The organism is Bradyrhizobium sp., from assembly GCF_030646015.1.
In the GTDB taxonomy this organism is placed as follows: domain Bacteria; phylum Pseudomonadota; class Alphaproteobacteria; order Rhizobiales; family Xanthobacteraceae; genus Bradyrhizobium.
Genome location: NZ_JAUSLT010000142.1, coordinates 36362 through 53314, shown reverse-complemented (window position 1 = coordinate 53314; position 16953 = coordinate 36362). Strand labels below are relative to the sequence as shown.

The following is a 16953-nucleotide window of genomic DNA, read 5'->3' as shown; positions in this document are numbered from 1 at the left end:
CCGGTGGAGATTTCTTCCGCGCTCGCGCCGCGCAGCTTCAGCGAAAATCCCATATTGTCGGCGACCGTCATATGCGGATAGAGCGCATAATTCTGGAACACCATCGCGATGTCGCGCTCTTTGGGCTGCACATTGTTGACGACCTTGTCGCCGATCGAAATCGTGCCGGAGGTGATATTTTCGAGTCCGGCAAGCATCCGCAGCAAGGTCGACTTGCCGCAGCCGGAGGGACCGACCAGCACCACGAAGGCGCCGTCCTCGATCGGAATCGATACGCCGTGCAGGACCTCAAAGCCCCCAAACGACTTGCGCACGTCGCGAATCTGCACCGACGACATATACTTCCCTCCACGTTTCACGGCACCGTACGGCGAAGCCGTCGCTGCTCTGTTTCTCAACCCCGTCGTTCCGAAGTTGAACTTGTCTGGGCATTGTCCGCAATTCGACGATCATTAGCAATCCGGTGGTAGCGCTGTCAATGTTTGTTCAACTGCCGGAATTGTTGTGATATGACCGCCTCATGGAACGGAAGCGAGCGAAGTCTGGCGAAATCCGGCTCACGGAAGTCGCCAAATTGGCGGGGGTGAGCCCCATCACCGCATCGCGTTTTTTTCGAAATCCGGAAGCGCTGTCGCCAAGCAAACGGGAACGGGTGGCGAGTGCGGCGAAAGAACTGGGCTATGTTCCGAACCTGGCGGCGCGCGCGCTGGCCTCGCAGCGCACCGAGGTGATCGGCGTCCTCATTCCCTCGCTGACCAACAACGTGTTCTCCGACGTGCTGCGCGGGATCTACGATGCCTCGGAGGGCAGCCGCTACAGCATCCAGCTCGCCAACACGCGCTACTCGATCCTGCAGGAAGAGCAGCTGCTGCGCCTGTTCCAGGCCCAGAAGCCGGCCGGACTGATCGTGACCGGCATCGATCAGACCGCGGAATCCCGCGCGGTGATGGAGGCGATGAATTGCCCGATCGCCCAGATCATGGAAGTCGGCCCCGACCCGGTCGACATGATGGTGGGGTTTTCGCACTATGACGCTGCATTTGCAGCAGTTTCCCACCTGATCCCACAAGGTTATCAGCGCATCGGGTTTGTCGGCGCGCAAATGGATCCGCGGGTGCAGCGACGGTTCGGGGGCTACCGCGATGCCATGAAGGCCGCCTCGCTATTCGATCCGCGCCTGATCGTGACGACCCCGGTACCGACCTCCATCACGCTCGGCGGATCGCTGCTGGCCGACCTGTTGTCGAAAGCCCCCGATACCGACGCGGTGTTCTGCGGCAACGACGACCTTGCCCTCGGCGTGCTGTTCGAATGCCAGCGCCGGCATTTGTCCGTGCCTGAGGATATGGCGATCGTCGGCTTCAATGATCTGGAGTTCATGGCTTCCGCCGTCCCTCCTTTGACCAGCGTGCGGACCAACCGCTACGAAATGGGCCGCAGTGCCGTCACCATGGTGTTGGCGGCGATCGACGGTAATCGCCCACCGGAACCGGTCGTCGACCTCGGTTTCCAGCTCATGGTCCGCGAAAGCTCCTTGCCGCGGCGCGCCTGATCGCCTGACGGCATCGATCAAATCATCGTAGTAAAAAATGGTAGCGCTACCTTTTGCGCGGGGCTAATACTGGATCACCAGACCAGCGACCCGGGACCAGCCCGGGTTTGCAGAACACGCATTTCGCGCGTTAGGCTCACGCGACAAGAAGTGCCAAAGAAGTTGAATGCGGGGAAACAACAATGAACAAGCCGCTTACCGGCGTCACCAGGCGCAAGCTTCGCTCCAGCGAATGGTTCAACAACCCGCATAATCCGGGGATGACCGCGCTCTATCTCGAGCGCTATCTCAATTACGGCCTGACCCGGCACGAGCTGCAATCCGGCAAGCCGATCATCGGCATCGCCCAGACCGGCAACGATTTGTCGCCGTGCAACCGCCATCATCTGGAACTGGCGCACCGGGTCCGCGAGGGCATCCGCGCCGCCGGCGGCATCGCGATGGAATTCCCGGTGCATCCGATCCAGGAAACCGGCAAGCGCCCGACCGCCGCACTGGACCGCAACCTCGCCTATCTCGGGCTGGTCGAACTCTTGTTCGGCTATCCGCTCGACGGCGTGGTGCTGACCACCGGCTGCGACAAGACCACCCCCGCCTGCCTGATGGCGGCGGCCACCGTCAACATGCCGGCGATCGTGCTGTCGGGCGGCCCGATGCTGAACGGCTGGCACAAGGGCCTGCGCACCGGCTCCGGCACCGTGGTCTGGAAGGCCCGCGAGGAGCTGGCCGCAGGCGATATCGACTACGGGGAGTTCATGAACATCGTGGCCTCGTCGGCGCCGTCGGTCGGCCATTGCAACACCATGGGCACCGCCTCGACCATGAATTCGCTGGCGGAAGCGCTCGGCATGTCGCTGCCGGGTTGTGCCGCGATCCCCGCCCCCTACCGCGAGCGCGGCCAGATCGCCTACGAGACCGGCGTGCGCATCGTCGGCATGGTCTGGGAAGATCTGAAGCCGTCCGACATCTTGACCCGCAAGGCGTTCGAAAACTGCATCGTGGTCAATTCGGCGATCGGCGGTTCGACCAACGCGCCGATCCATATCAATGCGCTGGCCCGCCATATCGGCGTCGACCTGTCGATCGACGACTGGCAGAAATACGGCCATGACGTACCGCTGCTGGTGAACATGCAGCCGGCCGGCTTCTATCTCGGCGAGGAATATCACCGCGCCGGCGGCGTGCCCTCGGTGGTGCGCGAATTGATGGCGCACAAGCGCATCCACGAAGACGCGCTCACCGTCAACGGCCACACCATGGGCGACAATTGCCGCGAGGCGCCGAAGCCCGATGGCGACGTGATCTGGACCTACGACAAGCCGCTGGTGAAGGACGCCGGATTCCTGGTCTTGCGCGGCAATCTGTTTGATTCCGCGATCATGAAGACCAGCGTCATCTCGAAGGAGTTCCGCGACCGCTATCTGATCAACCCGAAAGACCTCAACGCCTTCGAGGGCCGCGCCATCGTGTTCGAGGGCCCGGAGGATTATCATCACCGCATCGACGACGCCTCGCTCAACATCGACGAGCACTGCATCCTGTTCGTGCGCGGCACCGGGCCGATCGGCTATCCCGGCGGCGCCGAGGTGGTGAACATGCAGCCACCGGCGGCCTTGATCAAACGCGGCATCCTGTCCCTGCCCTGCATCGGCGACGGCCGGCAGTCCGGCACCTCGGGCTCGCCGTCGATCCTCAACGCCACGCCGGAAGCCGCCGCCAATGGCGGGCTTGCGATCCTCAAGACCGGCGACAGGGTGCGCATCGACCTCAACAAGGGCAGCGCCAATATCCTGATCTCCGATGAGGAAGTGAAAGCGCGCCACGCCAAGCTGAAAGCCGATGGCGGTTTCAAATATCCCGCCAACCAGACGCCGTGGCAGGAACTTTATCGCAGCACGGTCGGCCAGCAATCCACCGGCGCCTGCATGGAGCTCGCGACCCGCTACCACGACATCGCCGGCACCATCGGCACGGCGCGGGATAATCATTAGAAATCGTCGTCCCTGCCTAGTGCGCAATTGCGCACGGGCGCAGGGACCCATAGCCACCGGCCTCGCAGATGAAAAAGGCCTCTAACAACACTGCCCAAACGAGACGCCGCGGCGTATGGGTCCCCGCGTTCGCGGGGACGACTCGTTGAAGGCGCAGAGAAAACCGCCACAGGAGAAAAGATGTCAGACCGCCTGAAGGGAAAGCGCGCCGTTGTCACCGCAGCGGCCGCGGGCATCGGACGCGCCTGCGCCATCGCATTCGCGCGCGAGGGCGCCACGGTGATCGCCACCGATATCGACGAGAAAGGCCTCGCCACGCTGGCCCGGGAAGGCATCGCCGAAACCACGCGGCTCGACGTTCGCAACACCGCCGATGTCAACGCATTTGCCAAACGGATCGGCAAGATCGACGTCCTGCTCAATGCCGCCGGCTTCGTGCACCACGGCACCATCCTCGACTGCTCGGACGAAGACTGGGACTTTTCGTTCGACCTCAACGTCAAGTCGATGCACCGGACCATCAAGGCGTTCCTGCCGGCGATGATCGCGGGTGGCGGCGGCAGCATCGTCAACATCTCGTCCTGCGCGGCGCTGCGGCCGCCGGCCAACCGCTATGTCTACAGTGCATCCAAGGCCGCGGTCTCGCTGCTGACGCGCGCGGTGGCGTCCGACTTCATCACCCAGGGCATCCGCTGCAACAGCATCTGCCCCGGTACCGTCGAAACGCCCTCGATGCTGCAACGCGCCGCCGCGGCCGGCCCGGACGGCCGGGAAAAATTCGTTGCCCGCCAGAAGATGGGCCGGCTCGGCACCGCGGAAGAAATCGCCGCCACCGCCGTGTATCTGGCCAGCGACGAAAGCGCCTTCACCACCGGCGTCGACCTCGTCGTCGACGGCGGCTACATGCTTTGAACCTCATCCCCGGACAAGCGCATTCGCGCTTGCTCGGGAGGAGCGGCCTCTTCGGCCGCGTCTCGAAGGATGAGAGAGCCGGGCTTTCATGGTTCGAGACGCGCGCAAGCAAGGGCGCGCTCCTCACCATGAGGATCAACAGTGAAAGGACACTTCCATGAACAAGATCGATCTCAACGGCCGCACCGCCGTCGTCACCGGCGGCGCGCAGGGTTTTGGCCGCGCCATCACCGAACGGTTTGTCGCCTCCGGCGCCAGGGTCGCGATCTGGGACCATGACCTGCCGTTTGCCGAGAAGACCGCAAAGGAAATCGGCCCGGCCGTCATTGCGATCAAGGTCGACGTCTCCGATCTCGCCGCGGTCGAAACGGCGCGCGACGCCACGCTGGCGGCGCTCGGCAAGATCGACATCCTCGTCAACAATGCCGGCATCGCCGGCATCAACAAGACGGTATGGGACACCGACCTCGAGGAATGGCGCAAGGTGCTGCGCATCAATCTCGACGGCCCGTTCATCTGCTGCAAGGCGATCGCGCCTGTCATGATCAAGCAAGGCTATGGCCGCATCGTCAACATCGCCTCGATCGCCGGCAAGGAAGGCAACCCCAACGCCGCGCACTACTCGGCTTCCAAGGCCGGCCTGATCGCATTGACAAAATCGCTCGGCAAGGAACTGGCGCAGCATGACATCCTGGTCAACGCGGTGACCCCGGCGGCGGCCAGGACCGCGATCTTTGACCAGATGACGCAGCAGCACATCGACTTCATGCTGTCGAAGATTCCGAAGGGACGCTTTGTGCTGGTGGAAGAACTCGCGGCAATGGTGGCGTGGCTGGCCTCGGAAGATTGCGCATTCTCGACGGGCGCAGTGTTCGATATTTCCGGCGGCCGCGCGACGTATTAGTTTGATGGGTCCTCATGGTGAGGAGCCGCGCATCTTCGCGCGGCGTCTCGAACCATGAGAGCCCGTATGTCTCATCCTTCGAGACGCGGCGAAGACGCCGCTCCTCAGGATGAGGTCGGTGAGGATGCGATGACACACGAAGGCGGCTGCCTGTGCGGCGCGGTCAGGTTCCGGTGCGAGGGCGAGCCGCTCAACGTCCGGATCTGCCACTGCCGCAACTGCCAGAAGGCGATGGGCTCGCCGTTCTATGCCCGCGCGCTGTTTCCGCAAGGCGCGCTGTCGGTGACAGGCGAGACCGCGCGCTATGCCTCGTCGGAAGCGATCGACCGGGTGTTCTGCGGGGTCTGCGGCACGAGGCTGTTTACCCGGCGCCGCAACGGAACGGCGGACGGCGTCGCGCTCGCGACGTTCGACAACCCCGACGCCTTTGCACCGACCGAACACATCTGGGTTTCGGAAAAAATCGGCTGGGTGAAACTTGACGACGGGCTGCCGCAACATCAGCGGACCGTGCCGCCATAAACGGGTGCTCCGTTCTAAGGTTGCTGCGTTGCGGGTCGCGGCCATCGGCCTGACGTGGTCGCGATCCAGATGCCGGCGAAGACCGTCACGATGCCGCCGACCAGGTTCCAGCTCAGCGGTTCGTCCAGCAATAGCGCGCCGACCAGAGACGCGGCGACCGGATTGACGGTGACGGATATCGCGACGCGGGTCGGCGTCGTGCGCGCCAGCGCGAACGCCCATAGATAGAAGGTGAGCGCGCTGCCGAAGGCGCCGAGATAGCCCGCCGCCAGCCATTGCGGCATTCCGAAATCGGCAACCGGCGCGAAACTGCCGCGCCAGCATGCCAACACGATCAGGCAAACCGCGCCCACGCCCATCGCCATCGTGGTGAAGCGAATCGGACCGGAGCGGGCGATAAATGGCTTGGACCAGATGCTGTAGAACGCCATGCAGAGGGCGGCGCCGACCATCAAGAGATCGCCGCGCCACGCGCCCGCTGGCGCCGAGGTCAGCCCCGACAGCAGCGCGAGCGCGACGCCGAGCATCGCGATCACGACGCCGAGGGTCTTGCGCGCCGTCAGCGCTTCGCTGCCGAGCGCAGCACCAACCACCATCGTCAGCAGCGGAAGGGTCGACAGAGCGAGCGCCCCGCGCGCTGCCGTGGTGAAGATCAGGGAGGCGTTGAAAAGCAACGGGAACACGGTGAAGAACAGCACACCCAGACCGGCCACCGCGGGCCACTCCCGGCGCGCGGGCCAGCGGCCTGCCTGCAGAACGGCCACCGGGAACAACAAGACGAAACCGATGCCGAACCGGAAGGAGCCGATGGCAAGCGAATCCATCGCATTGACCAGATAGCGGGTGGCCCCGATCGAGGTCCCGCCAAGCGCGCTCGACAGCACCGCCGCCAGCACACCCCACCCCTCGCCCATACGATCCTCACTTTTCCGGCTTGCGCGCGAGGATACCGCAGGTCTACATATCAACATATGGAATTTATATGATGCTAAATATAACGGATCGTGATGAACGAAATTGACCTCGATCCCGACCTGTTGCGGGCGTTCGTCGCGGTGGCGGACCACCGTTCCTTCACCCGTGCGGCCGCCATGCTGAACCGGACCCAATCGGCCGTGAGCATGCAGATCAGGCGCCTGGAAGATCGCCTCGGCGCCGAGTTGTTCAACCGCAGCAAGGCGAGTGTTGATTTGAGCGCGGCGGGAGAAGGTCTGCTGGGATATGCGCGGCGGATTCTCGCCCTCAACGAAGAAGCCGTTGGCAAGCTCGCCGAGCGCAAGGTCGAAGGCGTGGTGCGACTGGGCGTGATGGACGATTACGGCACCTGCGTCGTCCCGCCGTTGCTGGCAAGTTTCCTCGCAGCCTATCCGCACATCCATGTCGAGATGGAAACCGGCCTCACCTCCTCCATGCCGGCGAGGCTCGGTGAGGCTTACGACCTCGTCATCGCCATGCATCCTGAAGGACGCGGCGATGGCGAATTCCTGCGCCGCGAACAGGCGGTATGGGCGACCGGCGCGTCGCACGCGGTCGAACGGCAGGAGCCGCTGCCGGTGGCGCTTTATCCGCAGGGCTGTCTATTCCGGAAATGGGCGATCGACGCGCTCGACGCCGCCAGGCGTCCCTGGCGGCTGGCTTTCGTCAGCCACAGCCTTGCCGCCGTGGAGGCGGTCGCGGCGCAGGGGCTGGCGGTGACTGTGGTGAAGGCCGGTACCTTTCCGGCGAAATTGCGCCTGCTGTCGGATCATGAGGGCATGCCGCAACTGCCGGCCGCCGACATTTGCCTGCATCGCGCCACTCACCTATCACCCGCAGGCGCGCTCCTCGCCGATCATTTGCGCACCGGCATCTCGAAGCGTCGCGACGAGGTGTCGTTGAGACGAACAACTGGTAGCGTCGCTGGCGTTGCTTGAACCGGGTGGACAGATCATTGTTTTCAAACATCTCGCTTTACGACATCTCGGTCTGGGTCCTGCCGCTGATCATCGCCATCACCTTTCACGAGGCCGCGCACGCCTTTGCCGCGCGCCGGCTCGGCGACAATACCGCGTATGACCTCGGCCGCGTCAGCTTCAATCCCTTCAGGCACATCGATCCCTTCGGCACCGTGCTGCTGCCGGGGATCCTGCTGTTGTCCCACGCCCCGTTCCTGTTCGGCTATGCCAGGCCGGTGCCGGTGAATTTCCGCAATCTGAACAACCCCCGGCTCGGCATGGTCTGGGTGGCGCTGGCAGGCCCCGCCGTCAATATCGCTCTGGCCCTGCTGGCGGCGCTGGCGTTCCATGCCCTGCCTTTGGCCCCCGCCGACGCCGCCAAATGGCTGGCCGACAACCTCAAAAACGCGCTGATCATCAATGTGCTGCTGGCGGTCTTCAATATGCTGCCGATTCCGCCGCTGGACGGCGGCCGGGTCGCGGTCGGGCTGCTGCCGAACGTGCTGGCCTACCCGCTGTCCCGGCTGGAACCCTGGGGCATGCTGATTTTGATCGGGATTCTGATCGTTCTGCCGCTCGCCGGTTCCCAGTTCGGTCTAAATCTTGATGTTATTTCGGCGCTAGTGCGGACATCGACCGGGTATGTGATCCGTTTACTTCTCGTATTGACCGGCAATATGTAGTCTAAGCCCGATAGATGCCGACGAGGCCTGAGGCCAATTTGATTAAAGCTGCCGATATGCTGATTGCGCGACGTGCCGACACCAGGGCGCGCGCGGACTTTGCGACCTGGAAGATGCTGGCCAAGTTGAACGGCACCTCTTCCCTGCCCGCGGAAGCCCAGAACTTCCTGGCCGGCTATAAAACCCTGCTCGAGAAGATGGCGGAACCCGAAGCCTCGGAGGCTACCATCCACCTGATTTACCGCAGCTACTATGGCGAAATGGGCGGGGCTGGTGCTGCGCCCGACGTCAAGGCCCAATTGAACGGATCGGGCCCGGTGGCGGACAACGTCACCGCCTTCAAGCGGCCGGCGCCGAAGCCGGCCAAAACCGCCGGCGGTCCACCTTCCAAGCCCCGGCTTCCCGTGGCGCTGATTTTCATCTGCCTCGTCATCGTCTATGTCGGCGTCCGCTATTTCTGGCGCTGAGGCGGCAGGTTGACGGCGCCAATTCTCCGCGACACGAAATATTCGCAAGGCGCGCGGCGCTGTTTTCGCACGCCGCTATGCGGCCGGCGAAATGCGCGCCATAATGCGCGCTCGCGCTGATCATCTCGCGTGAATTTCAAAACATCTTTTGGAGGAATAATGAAGAAACGATCGATGGCCGCCCTGGTGCTGACCACGAGCCTGGTGTTGTCAGGCAGTGCGTTCGCGCAAGCCAAGCTCGATAAGGTCGTCAAGGTCGGCAGCCTCGGCGACCAGTCCGGCCTCTACGCCGATATCGGCGGTCCCGGCTCCTCGGCCGCAGCCCAGATGGCGATCGAGGATTCCGGGCTGCTGGCCAAGGGCTGGAAGATCGACCTGATCTCGGCCGACCATCAGAACAAGCCCGACGTCGGCGTCAACATCGGCAAGCAGTGGATCGATGTCGACAAGGTCGACGTGTTCGTCGATCTCGCCAGTTCCGGCGTCGGCCTTGCGATCTCCAACCTCGCCAAGGACAAGAACGTCGTCAACCTGAACTCCGGTTCGGCCTCGTCGGACCTCACCGGCGCGCAGTGTTCGCCGAACACGGTGCACTGGGTCTACGACACCTGGATGCTCGCCAACGGCACCGGCAAGGCGCTGGTGAAATCCGGCGGCGACAGCTGGTTCTTCCTGACCGCGGATTACGCCTTCGGTCACGCGCTGGAGCGCGATACCGCGGCGGTGGTCACCGCCAATGGAGGCAAGGTGCTCGGCACCGTCCGGCATCCGCTCAACAACGCCGACTTCTCCTCCTTCCTGCTGCAGGCGCAAAGCACCAAGGCCAAGATCATCGGTCTCGCCAATGCCGGCGGCGACACCACCAACTCGATCAAGCAGGCGGCGGAATTCGGCATCGTCGCCGGCGGCCAGAAGCTCGCGGGCATGCTGCTGTTCATCACCGACGTTCACGCGCTCGGCCTCAAGGTGGCGCAGGGCCTGAACTTCACCGAGACGTTCTACTGGGACGCCAACGACAAGACCCGCGCGTTTACAAAACGCTTCAACGAGAAGCACAAGAAGGGTCCGCCGACCATGGTGCAGGCCGGCGTCTATTCCTCGCTGATCCATTACTTCAAGGCGCTGGAAGCGCTCGGCGGCAACCCGCATGACGGCCGCGCCGTGGTCGCCAAGATGAAGGAAATGCCGACCGACGACGATCTGTTCGGCAAGGGCTCGATCCGCGCCGACGGCCGCAAGATCCACCCGGCCTATCTGTTCGAGGTCAAGAAGCCCTCGGAATCGAAGGCGCCCTGGGACTACTACAAGCTGGTCGCCACCATCCCGGCGGAAGAAGCGTTCATTCCGCTCGACAAGAGCGTCTGTCCGCTGGTGAAGAAGTAAACGACTGACGCTGCGGCGTTAAGCGCACAGGATGCCCGGCGAGCAATCGCCGGGCATCTTTGTTTTGGGGTTGCGCAGACCGTAGGGCGGATTAGCGTAGCGTAATCCGCCATCTTGCCGCCATCGGCGGGTTACGCTGCGCTAACCCGCCCTACGGGCTCGATGGGTTTCGCTCGCACGTTCGCCGGATTGGGCTTCGGCGGATGCGGTCGCTCAACCCATCCTACGAGTCGTCGAGTCGATTCCGGAGCCTCCATCCACGTCCTTCCCAAAACATTTTTTGATGAACAAGCCTGCGCTAAAAGACGAATTTGTTGAACCAATTCAACAAATCCACCCGACGGGCAAATCACTTCTGCTTATCGGAAATACAAAGTCAAGCCCCTCGCGTAAAAATATTTCTGTTTTCCAGAAGTGGAAGCCGGTCTATAAGCTTAGCCATCCCGCCCCATCAAGAGGGGCGTTTCGCGAACGTCACGAACGCGGGGCGGGGATGCGGTGGACGCAGAGGGTGCTCCTGACGAGGGCGCCTGATGCGGATGGCGAAGTCGTGTGGTCCCGACACCTCGGTGCTGGTGTCAAGCCTGCGGTCAGTCCCGCAGGTGACGGTGGCAAGAAAGCCGATCGCCGGGGAGATCACGTATAAGCCGTAAACCATTGCGCAGGGAAAGCCGGATGCCTCCGCTGGACCTGTATGCTCGTGTGCGTTTTTTACTCGTGCATTTGCACACGAGACCGCGGGTGCAGCGCGCACCCGGCTTTCCCTGCGCCCTCTTTGTTTCGGAGGGTGGCAATCGACGCAAAGCTCGGACGCATCGCGCCGCGAGATCGCGAACACGTATCTTTAGTTTGAAAACGAAATCCCTCATCCGTCGTCCCTGCGAACGCAGGGTCCCATACGCCGCGGCGTATCGGTGAGGCGCCGTTGTTAGATACCTTCTGCAATAACAGACGACCGGGCTTATGGGTCCCTGCGTTCGCAGGGACGACGCTCGGAGAGCCCGTCCCCCATCCCTCACGGCCCGCCAGTCGTAAATCCAGTCCTGCCGCGCCGGCATGCGCTGTGGGCCGATGGTGCGTATTGCCACCCTGCCCGTCAGCTCTTGCCCTTGACCCGGAAAATCACCGGCAGGGTGAAATTCAGGCCCTCGTCGGCGACCAGCGGTGGCGGCTGCGGCACCGGGTCGGAGCGCTTCAGCATCGCCAGCGCCGCTTCGTCGAAGGCGGCATCGCCCGATCCCTTGACGATGCTGGCCGAGAGCACACGGCCCATGCGGTCGAGCGCGAACGAGACCATGATCTCCGCGCTCTTCTGCGCGCGCTGCGCCGGATAGCGCTTGTGCTTGTCGAGATGGGCGACCAGCTGCTTCTGCCAGGTCGCGCGCATCCGCCGCGCGGTCTCGCCGCTGCCGAGCGCGGGCGCGACCGAGCGCGGTCCTTCCGGGATCGCTTCGGAACTCGGCGTCGCCGTGGCCTCCGAGGCCACCGACTCGGTGGAGGCCTGGGTCTGCACCGCGGCGATCTTGGTGTCCTCTTCCTTCGGCTTGTTCGACTCGTTCGGCGTCACCAGCCGGTCGGCCTCCTCCGGCTCGGTCGGGATGTCCTTCGGCAGCTCGGTCTCCTTGACCTCGGCTTGCTGCTCGGCCAGCGCCGGCGATGCCACCGACGCATCGGCGTCCGGCCCCGGCGGCAGGTCGGTGACCTCGCGGCGCACCGACGCGAATTCGATGCCGACCTCGATCGCATTGGCGCCGAGCGCATCGTCGGATTCCGCTTCCCGCAAATGCGCGATCGCCAGCGCGCCGCAGCCGAGATGCAGCGCGAGCGCCGCCGCTGCGGCGAAGGCCCACAGCCGTCTCGAGGGTTTCGGTTCGGTTTCGAGGTCGGACATCTCGACGTCGTCCCCGCGTCAGGGTTTCGGGTTGCCGGGAGCAGCGTTGTCGGGAGCAGCGGCGTTGCCGGGAACGCCCTCCAGCGCCACCAGCTTGATCCTGGAATAGCCGCCGGCGCGCAGCAGTTCCAGCACATCCATCAGCTCGCCATAGGGCACCGCGCGATCGGCGCGCAAAAAGATGAAACGATCCTTGCTCGCATCCGCCATCGCATCGAGCGAGCGCACCAGATCTACCCGCTTGACCAGGGTCTCGCCGATCGCCACCGCGAGGTCGGGCTTGATGCTGACATAGGTCGGCTTGTCCGGCTTCTTCTGCGGCGTCGCGGTCGAGGTCGGCAGATCGATCGGCAGGTCGACGGTCGACAGCGGCGCCGCCACCATGAAGATGATCAGCAGAACCAGGATGACGTCGATGAAGGGCGTGACGTTGATCTCGTGGCTTTCCGCGAAATCATTGTCGTCGTCGAGGTCGGTGTCGGAGAGCGAGACCGCCATTGGCTACTCCGCCGCGCGGGAGTGGCTGGTGCCGTGGGTGCGGTCGAGATCGCGCGACAACAAGCGCGCCGAGGCGCCCGAGGCACGGCTGACCAGTTCGAGGTAGCCCTTGGTCACGCGCGCGAAGTGATTGTAGATGATCACCGCGGGGATCGCCGCGACCAGGCCGAGCGCGGTGGCGAGCAGCGCCTCGGCGATCCCTGGGGCGACCACCGCGAGATTGGTGGTCTGCGATTTCGAGATGCCGATAAAACTGTTCATGATTCCCCAGACGGTGCCGAACAGCCCGACGAACGGCGAGGTGGCGCCGATGGTGGCGAGCAGTCCCATGCCGAGCCGGATCCGGCGGGCTTCAGCGCGCACGATCTCGGCGAAACTGGATGCCGCCCGCTCCTTGATGCCGGCGTCGCTGGAAATTCCCGCCGACAACCGCGCCTCGCGCATGGCGGCTCCCAGCAGCGACGGCAACACGCCGTCCTTGGCGCCGAGCGCAAACTGCGCCTCGGCCAGCGACCGCGCTTCGCCGATCTTGCCGAGCGCCCTGCGCAGCCTGCGCCGGGCCAGCGACATCTCGATCATCTTGGCGATGAAGATGGTCCAGGTGACAAGCGAGGCGAAAGCCAGCCCGATCATGACGGCCTTGACCAGCACATCCGCCGACTGGAACATCGACCACGGCGACATATCGGGCGCCGCGGCAATCGGCTTCAGCAATTTGCTCTCGGCGGGAATGGCGTCGGCCACAGCGGGCGCGGATGGAGCGGCCGCGGCGGGCGTGGGCGCTTGCGCTGGAGGCGTGGCCTGCGCCGGAGCAACCGGCGGCTGCGACAGCGCGGGCGCCTGTGGAGCCGAAGGCGCCGCCTTCTGCTGCGCCTGACAGAGCGACGGCAGCGACGCCATCGCCAGTGCGAAGGTCACGACCCATGCCGTTCGAGAGGGGAACATCTTCATACTTCAGCCCAGTGGCGAATAAGGTTGTGATAGATACCGGTCAATTTGACCGTTTCAGGGTCGTCTCGCCCAAGTCGCTCGCAAAGGCTCTGAATTGCGCAGTCGAGGTCGAAGATCAGGCTGCGGGCATGGGCATCTCGTACCATGCTCTGCAGCCAGAAAAAAGACGCAACCCGCCTACCCCGTGTGACCGGCGTGACCATGTGCAGGCTGGAAGCCGGATAGAGCACGAGATCGCCGGCCGGCAGCTTGACCTCGTGGGAACCGTAGAGGTCTTCCACCACCAGTTCGCCACCGTCATACTCGTCCGGTTCGGCGAGAAACAGCGTCACCGACAGATCGGTCCGGATCCGCAGGCCGGTCAGGCGATCGCCGCGCACGGCGTTGTCGACGTGAATGCCGAAATGATGCCCGTCGGCGGCGGCGTAGCGGTTGAACAGCGGCGGAAAGATCTGCAGCGGAATCGCGGCCGAGATGAAGCGCGGGTTGGCGGTCAGGACCGAGAGGATGCGGTTGCCGAGTTTTCGGGAAACCTCGCCGTCGGGCGGCAGCTGCTCGTTGCTCTTCACCAGCGCCGATTGCGCGCCGGCGGTGGAGCGGCCGTCTTCCCATGCGCAGCCGTCCATGATGCGGCGAAACTCCGCCACATCATCCTTGCTCAGCACTCCGGGAACGCAAATCAGCATCTCGACTCACAGCGTGCCGGTGAGAGTCATCCATACCGACCGGCCGGGCGCGATGAAGACGAAGGGCGTGTTGCTGCGATAGAACGCGTCGTAATAGACGGTGTCGAAGATGTTGTTGACGGAAAGCTTGGCCTTGATGTTGCTGTTGAGCTTGTATTCGGTGAAGGCATCGAAACGCCAGTGCGACGGCAGCACATTGCCGTTGATGGCGCCGAAGGTCCCGCCATAGATCTTCGATGCATAGGTCGCCTGGCCGCCGATTTCCCAGGGGTCGGTGACCTTGTACTTGGTGAGCAGGTTGAACGACTGATGCGCGATGTTGGCCAGTTGCGCCCCGATCTGGGCCGCCTCGATCGATTGCAGGACCCGCGACTCCATCAGGACCAGGCCGCCGAAGATGCTCCATTTGTCGGTGATCTTGCCGGCGACCTCGAGGTCGATGCCGCGGACGCGATACGATGCGCCGGCGATGATATTGGCGCCCTGGGTCTCCCGGGCATTGGTCTTGACCGTCTCGAACAACGCGCCGGTCACCAACAGATGACGGTCGAACAGTTCCCACTTGGTCCCGACCTCGCTGGCCTTGTTCTGCTCCGGAGACAACGCCTGGAACGGCAGCGAGTTGAAGACCGACCCGCCATAGGCGGCGCTGCCGGCGTCGAGCTCCGCACCGGCGGGGTTCGAGGAAGTCGCATAGGCGGCATAGAGGCTCGCATAGGGCAGCGGCTTCACGACGCCGCCGACATTGTAGTTGAACATGCCCGAGTGATTGGCCGTGGTGCCGCCGGTCGCGTTGGAGCCGCCGATGTTGTAATCGTCGAAACGCGCGCCGCCGTTCAGGATGACGATGTCCTGAAAATTCGCGGTCTCGATCAGATAAACCGCCTTGGTGTCCACCGTGATGTTGGTCGCATTGTTGGCGCGTTGCGGCTTGACCGCGAACGGCTGAAAATTGGGCGGCGCAAGCAGCGGCACCACGATGCTGTTGCCCTGCTGGAAGCCGAAAAGTTCGGCGGTCAGGCCCGCATAGGTATCGCGCATGACCTTTTCCTGGGAGAACTCGGCGCCGGCAACCAGCGTGTGCTTGACCGGTCCGGTGTCGAATTTGAAGGTCGCGTCGCTGACATTGGCCAGCACGTCGGTGACCTGGTAGCGGCTTTGCGATGCGAGGTTGACGGTCGTCGCGGTCGGATTGCTCGGCAGCGTGCCTATATAGTCGAGAACCGAGCGTTCCGCGCGCGACCTGTTGGTCAGCGTCAGGAACGGAGCGATCTGGACTTCGGTGGTGATCGTGCCGAAATCCTGCTTCGCCTTCTGGAAGTCGCGGTTGAGAAACCCGTAATAGGTTTCCCTGGGGACGTTGACGTCGGTCGACGGCGCGCGCAGCGCGCGGTTATAGGGCACGCCGAAATCCGGCAGCCCGTTGAGATCGGTGTGCACGTAATTGGCCGTGACCTTGATGGCGTCGATGGGCGTCCACTTGACGGCGGCGAGTCCTCCCCAGCGATCGTCGGTCACATAATTGCGCCCGGCAACGTTGGCGTCCTGATAGAGGCCGCCAAAGCGCATCGCCAGGGTCGGGCTGATGACCTGGTTGACATCGAGCGTCACCCGCTTGGTCGCATCGGTCCCGAAAGTGGTCTCGGCCTTGCTGAAATTCCGGTCGGTGGCCTGCTTGGTGACGATGTTGATGGCGCCGCCCGCGGTGCCGCGTCCGGCGAAGGACGATGCTGGCCCACGCAGGATTTCGATCTGTTCGGTGAAGAAATTTTCGCGAATGCTGACGGCGGGATCCCGGATGCCGTCGATGAACACGTCGTTACGGGCGTCGAAACCGCGGATGAAGAACCGGTCCCCGAACGCATTGCCGCCCTCGCCAGTACCCAGCTTGATGCCAGCCGTCGAGCGCGCGACGTCCCGCAGCGAGGTCGCATTCTTGTCGTCGAGAATCTCCTTGCTGAGAACCGTGATGGTCTTGGGCGTGTTCAACAGCGGTTCGGTGAACCGTGTGCCCGACAGCCGGTCGACCTTGTACGGCGCCGCCGCGTCGGCATAGGGATTGCGGTCGGCCGCCAGACCGCCGGCGTTGGGAAAGGGCACCGCCGTCACCTGCGCCGGCTGCGCGCGCCGCGCGGCGCGGCGCAGCGCGGTACGGGCGCGCAGCGCATCGGGCGACGGCCTCGTCGCCGCCGGACGCGGGCGAGCAACCGGGGCATCGACCGTCACCGGCGGGAGGTTGGACTGCTGCGCTTCGGCGCCGGAGAACGAGGCCACCGCCATCAGGCCGGCGACCGCGGAAACCTTCCTCGCGGAATTGTTGTCGTTTCGATCACCGACCGAGTTGACTGCTGCGATCGAACGCAACGATCTCGGTGCTTTTGCTCTGTTCATCCCACGCCCCTGACTGAATTTCAGTTCGTTCGCATCGCCCCTGATGCGACGAACTGTCCCGGATGTGTGGTATCGATCGAAAAATTTGGGGTCAATGCGATTACGGCAGCCGGATGGTTGAATGCTTCCAGATCAAAACGATTCTAAATCACGGGTTTCAAACGGTTCTAAACTGTAGTTCGAAGCGT

16 protein-coding genes are annotated in these 16953 nt (G+C 63.7%); 9 read left to right on the top strand and 7 right to left on the bottom strand.

The genetic code is table 11. The features are described from left to right. Positions 1–338 (bottom strand): ABC transporter ATP-binding protein (locus Q7T45_RS22210; RefSeq protein ID WP_304873605.1); only part of this gene is annotated, 338 nt, incomplete at its 3' end. A gap of 182 nt (positions 339–520) precedes the next feature. Between Q7T45_RS22210 and Q7T45_RS22205 the strand changes: the two genes are divergently transcribed. The 5 genes from Q7T45_RS22205 to Q7T45_RS22185 all read left to right on the top strand — a co-directional run bounded on the left by Q7T45_RS22205 (position 521) and on the right by Q7T45_RS22185 (position 5881). Next, positions 521–1552: a LacI family DNA-binding transcriptional regulator gene (locus Q7T45_RS22205; RefSeq protein ID WP_304873603.1), complete on the top strand. Its 1032-nt coding sequence runs from the start codon at positions 521–523 to the stop codon at positions 1550–1552. Between the two features lie 182 nt (positions 1553–1734). Then, positions 1735–3543, top strand: coding sequence for an IlvD/Edd family dehydratase (locus Q7T45_RS22200; protein ID WP_304873602.1), 1809 nt, complete (start codon positions 1735–1737; stop codon positions 3541–3543). A gap of 180 nt (positions 3544–3723) precedes the next feature. After that, entirely contained in the window at positions 3724–4455 is a 732-nt protein-coding gene (locus Q7T45_RS22195; RefSeq protein ID WP_304873601.1) for an SDR family oxidoreductase, read from the top strand. A 157-nt stretch (positions 4456–4612) separates the two neighbouring features. Continuing rightward, positions 4613–5359, top strand: coding sequence for an SDR family NAD(P)-dependent oxidoreductase (locus Q7T45_RS22190; RefSeq protein WP_304873600.1), 747 nt, complete (start codon positions 4613–4615; stop codon positions 5357–5359). A 129-nt stretch (positions 5360–5488) separates the two neighbouring features. Continuing rightward, positions 5489–5881, top strand: coding sequence for a GFA family protein (locus tag Q7T45_RS22185; RefSeq protein WP_304873599.1), 393 nt, complete (start codon positions 5489–5491; stop codon positions 5879–5881). 14 nt (positions 5882–5895) lie between these two features. On the opposite strand, the gene Q7T45_RS22180 is transcribed toward Q7T45_RS22185, so the two are convergent. Further along, on the bottom strand, positions 5896–6795 hold the full coding sequence (locus Q7T45_RS22180) for a DMT family transporter (protein ID WP_304873598.1): 900 nt from the start codon (positions 6793–6795) through the stop codon (positions 5896–5898). 93 nt (positions 6796–6888) lie between these two features. Here Q7T45_RS22180 and Q7T45_RS22175 point away from each other — a divergent pair, with 93 nt between their 5' ends. From Q7T45_RS22175 to Q7T45_RS22160, 4 genes are all read left to right on the top strand, one after another. Next, positions 6889–7794 carry a LysR family transcriptional regulator gene (locus Q7T45_RS22175; RefSeq protein ID WP_304873597.1) on the top strand — a complete coding sequence of 302 codons (906 nt, stop codon included), beginning with the start codon at positions 6889–6891 and terminating at the stop codon, positions 7792–7794. Between the two features lie 17 nt (positions 7795–7811). Next, positions 7812–8498 (top strand): site-2 protease family protein, encoded by a 687-nt coding sequence (locus tag Q7T45_RS22170; RefSeq protein WP_304873596.1) that lies wholly within the window; start codon positions 7812–7814, stop codon positions 8496–8498. Between the two features lie 56 nt (positions 8499–8554). Then, positions 8555–8965: a hypothetical protein gene (locus Q7T45_RS22165; RefSeq protein ID WP_304873594.1), complete on the top strand. Its 411-nt coding sequence runs from the start codon at positions 8555–8557 to the stop codon at positions 8963–8965. A gap of 159 nt (positions 8966–9124) precedes the next feature. Continuing rightward, positions 9125–10348, top strand: a complete 1224-nt coding sequence (locus Q7T45_RS22160; protein ID WP_304873593.1) for an ABC transporter substrate-binding protein — start codon at positions 9125–9127, stop codon at positions 10346–10348. 1096 nt (positions 10349–11444) lie between these two features. Here the strand turns inward: Q7T45_RS22160 and Q7T45_RS22155 are convergent. From Q7T45_RS22155 to Q7T45_RS22135, 5 genes are read right to left on the bottom strand one after another with little or no spacing between them, the layout of a single operon-like run. Next, positions 11445–12239 carry an energy transducer TonB gene (locus tag Q7T45_RS22155; protein ID WP_304873592.1) on the bottom strand — a complete coding sequence of 265 codons (795 nt, stop codon included), beginning with the start codon at positions 12237–12239 and terminating at the stop codon, positions 11445–11447. 18 nt (positions 12240–12257) lie between these two features. Next, positions 12258–12737 (bottom strand): TonB system transport protein ExbD, encoded by a 480-nt coding sequence (exbD, locus tag Q7T45_RS22150; protein ID WP_304873591.1) that lies wholly within the window; start codon positions 12735–12737, stop codon positions 12258–12260. 3 nt (positions 12738–12740) lie between these two features. After that, the gene (exbB, locus tag Q7T45_RS22145) at positions 12741–13688 is read right to left on the bottom strand and encodes a tonB-system energizer ExbB (RefSeq protein ID WP_370691338.1); all 948 of its coding nucleotides are present in this window, start codon (positions 13686–13688) and stop codon (positions 12741–12743) included. Continuing rightward, complete coding sequence (locus Q7T45_RS22140) at positions 13685–14374, bottom strand: Fe2+-dependent dioxygenase (protein WP_304873590.1); 690 nt, start codon at positions 14372–14374, stop codon at positions 13685–13687. Before Q7T45_RS22140 ends, exbB begins: the two co-directional genes overlap by 4 nt. A gap of 6 nt (positions 14375–14380) precedes the next feature. After that, on the bottom strand, positions 14381–16765 hold the full coding sequence (locus Q7T45_RS22135; protein WP_304873588.1) for a TonB-dependent siderophore receptor: 2385 nt from the start codon (positions 16763–16765) through the stop codon (positions 14381–14383). Positions 16766–16953: the final 188 nt, after the last annotated feature.

Coding starts and splice junctions, on each gene's coding strand:
- Q7T45_RS22190 (WP_304873600.1), top strand. CDS start 4,613: ATGAACAAGATCGATCTCAACGGCCGCACCGCCGTCGTCACCGGCGGC.
- Q7T45_RS22155 (WP_304873592.1), bottom strand. CDS start 12,239: ATGTCCGACCTCGAAACCGAACCGAAACCCTCGAGACGGCTGTGGGCC.
- Q7T45_RS22185 (WP_304873599.1), top strand. CDS start 5,489: ATGACACACGAAGGCGGCTGCCTGTGCGGCGCGGTCAGGTTCCGGTGC.
- Q7T45_RS22200 (WP_304873602.1), top strand. CDS start 1,735: ATGAACAAGCCGCTTACCGGCGTCACCAGGCGCAAGCTTCGCTCCAGC.
- Q7T45_RS22205 (WP_304873603.1), top strand. CDS start 521: ATGGAACGGAAGCGAGCGAAGTCTGGCGAAATCCGGCTCACGGAAGTC.
- Q7T45_RS22135 (WP_304873588.1), bottom strand. CDS start 16,765: ATGAACAGAGCAAAAGCACCGAGATCGTTGCGTTCGATCGCAGCAGTC.
- Q7T45_RS22160 (WP_304873593.1), top strand. CDS start 9,125: ATGAAGAAACGATCGATGGCCGCCCTGGTGCTGACCACGAGCCTGGTG.
- Q7T45_RS22175 (WP_304873597.1), top strand. CDS start 6,889: ATGAACGAAATTGACCTCGATCCCGACCTGTTGCGGGCGTTCGTCGCG.
- Q7T45_RS22195 (WP_304873601.1), top strand. CDS start 3,724: ATGTCAGACCGCCTGAAGGGAAAGCGCGCCGTTGTCACCGCAGCGGCC.
- Q7T45_RS22140 (WP_304873590.1), bottom strand. CDS start 14,374: ATGCTGATTTGCGTTCCCGGAGTGCTGAGCAAGGATGATGTGGCGGAG.
- exbB (WP_370691338.1), bottom strand. CDS start 13,688: ATGAAGATGTTCCCCTCTCGAACGGCATGGGTCGTGACCTTCGCACTG.
- exbD (WP_304873591.1), bottom strand. CDS start 12,737: ATGGCGGTCTCGCTCTCCGACACCGACCTCGACGACGACAATGATTTC.
- Q7T45_RS22180 (WP_304873598.1), bottom strand. CDS start 6,795: ATGGGCGAGGGGTGGGGTGTGCTGGCGGCGGTGCTGTCGAGCGCGCTT.
- Q7T45_RS22165 (WP_304873594.1), top strand. CDS start 8,555: ATGCTGATTGCGCGACGTGCCGACACCAGGGCGCGCGCGGACTTTGCG.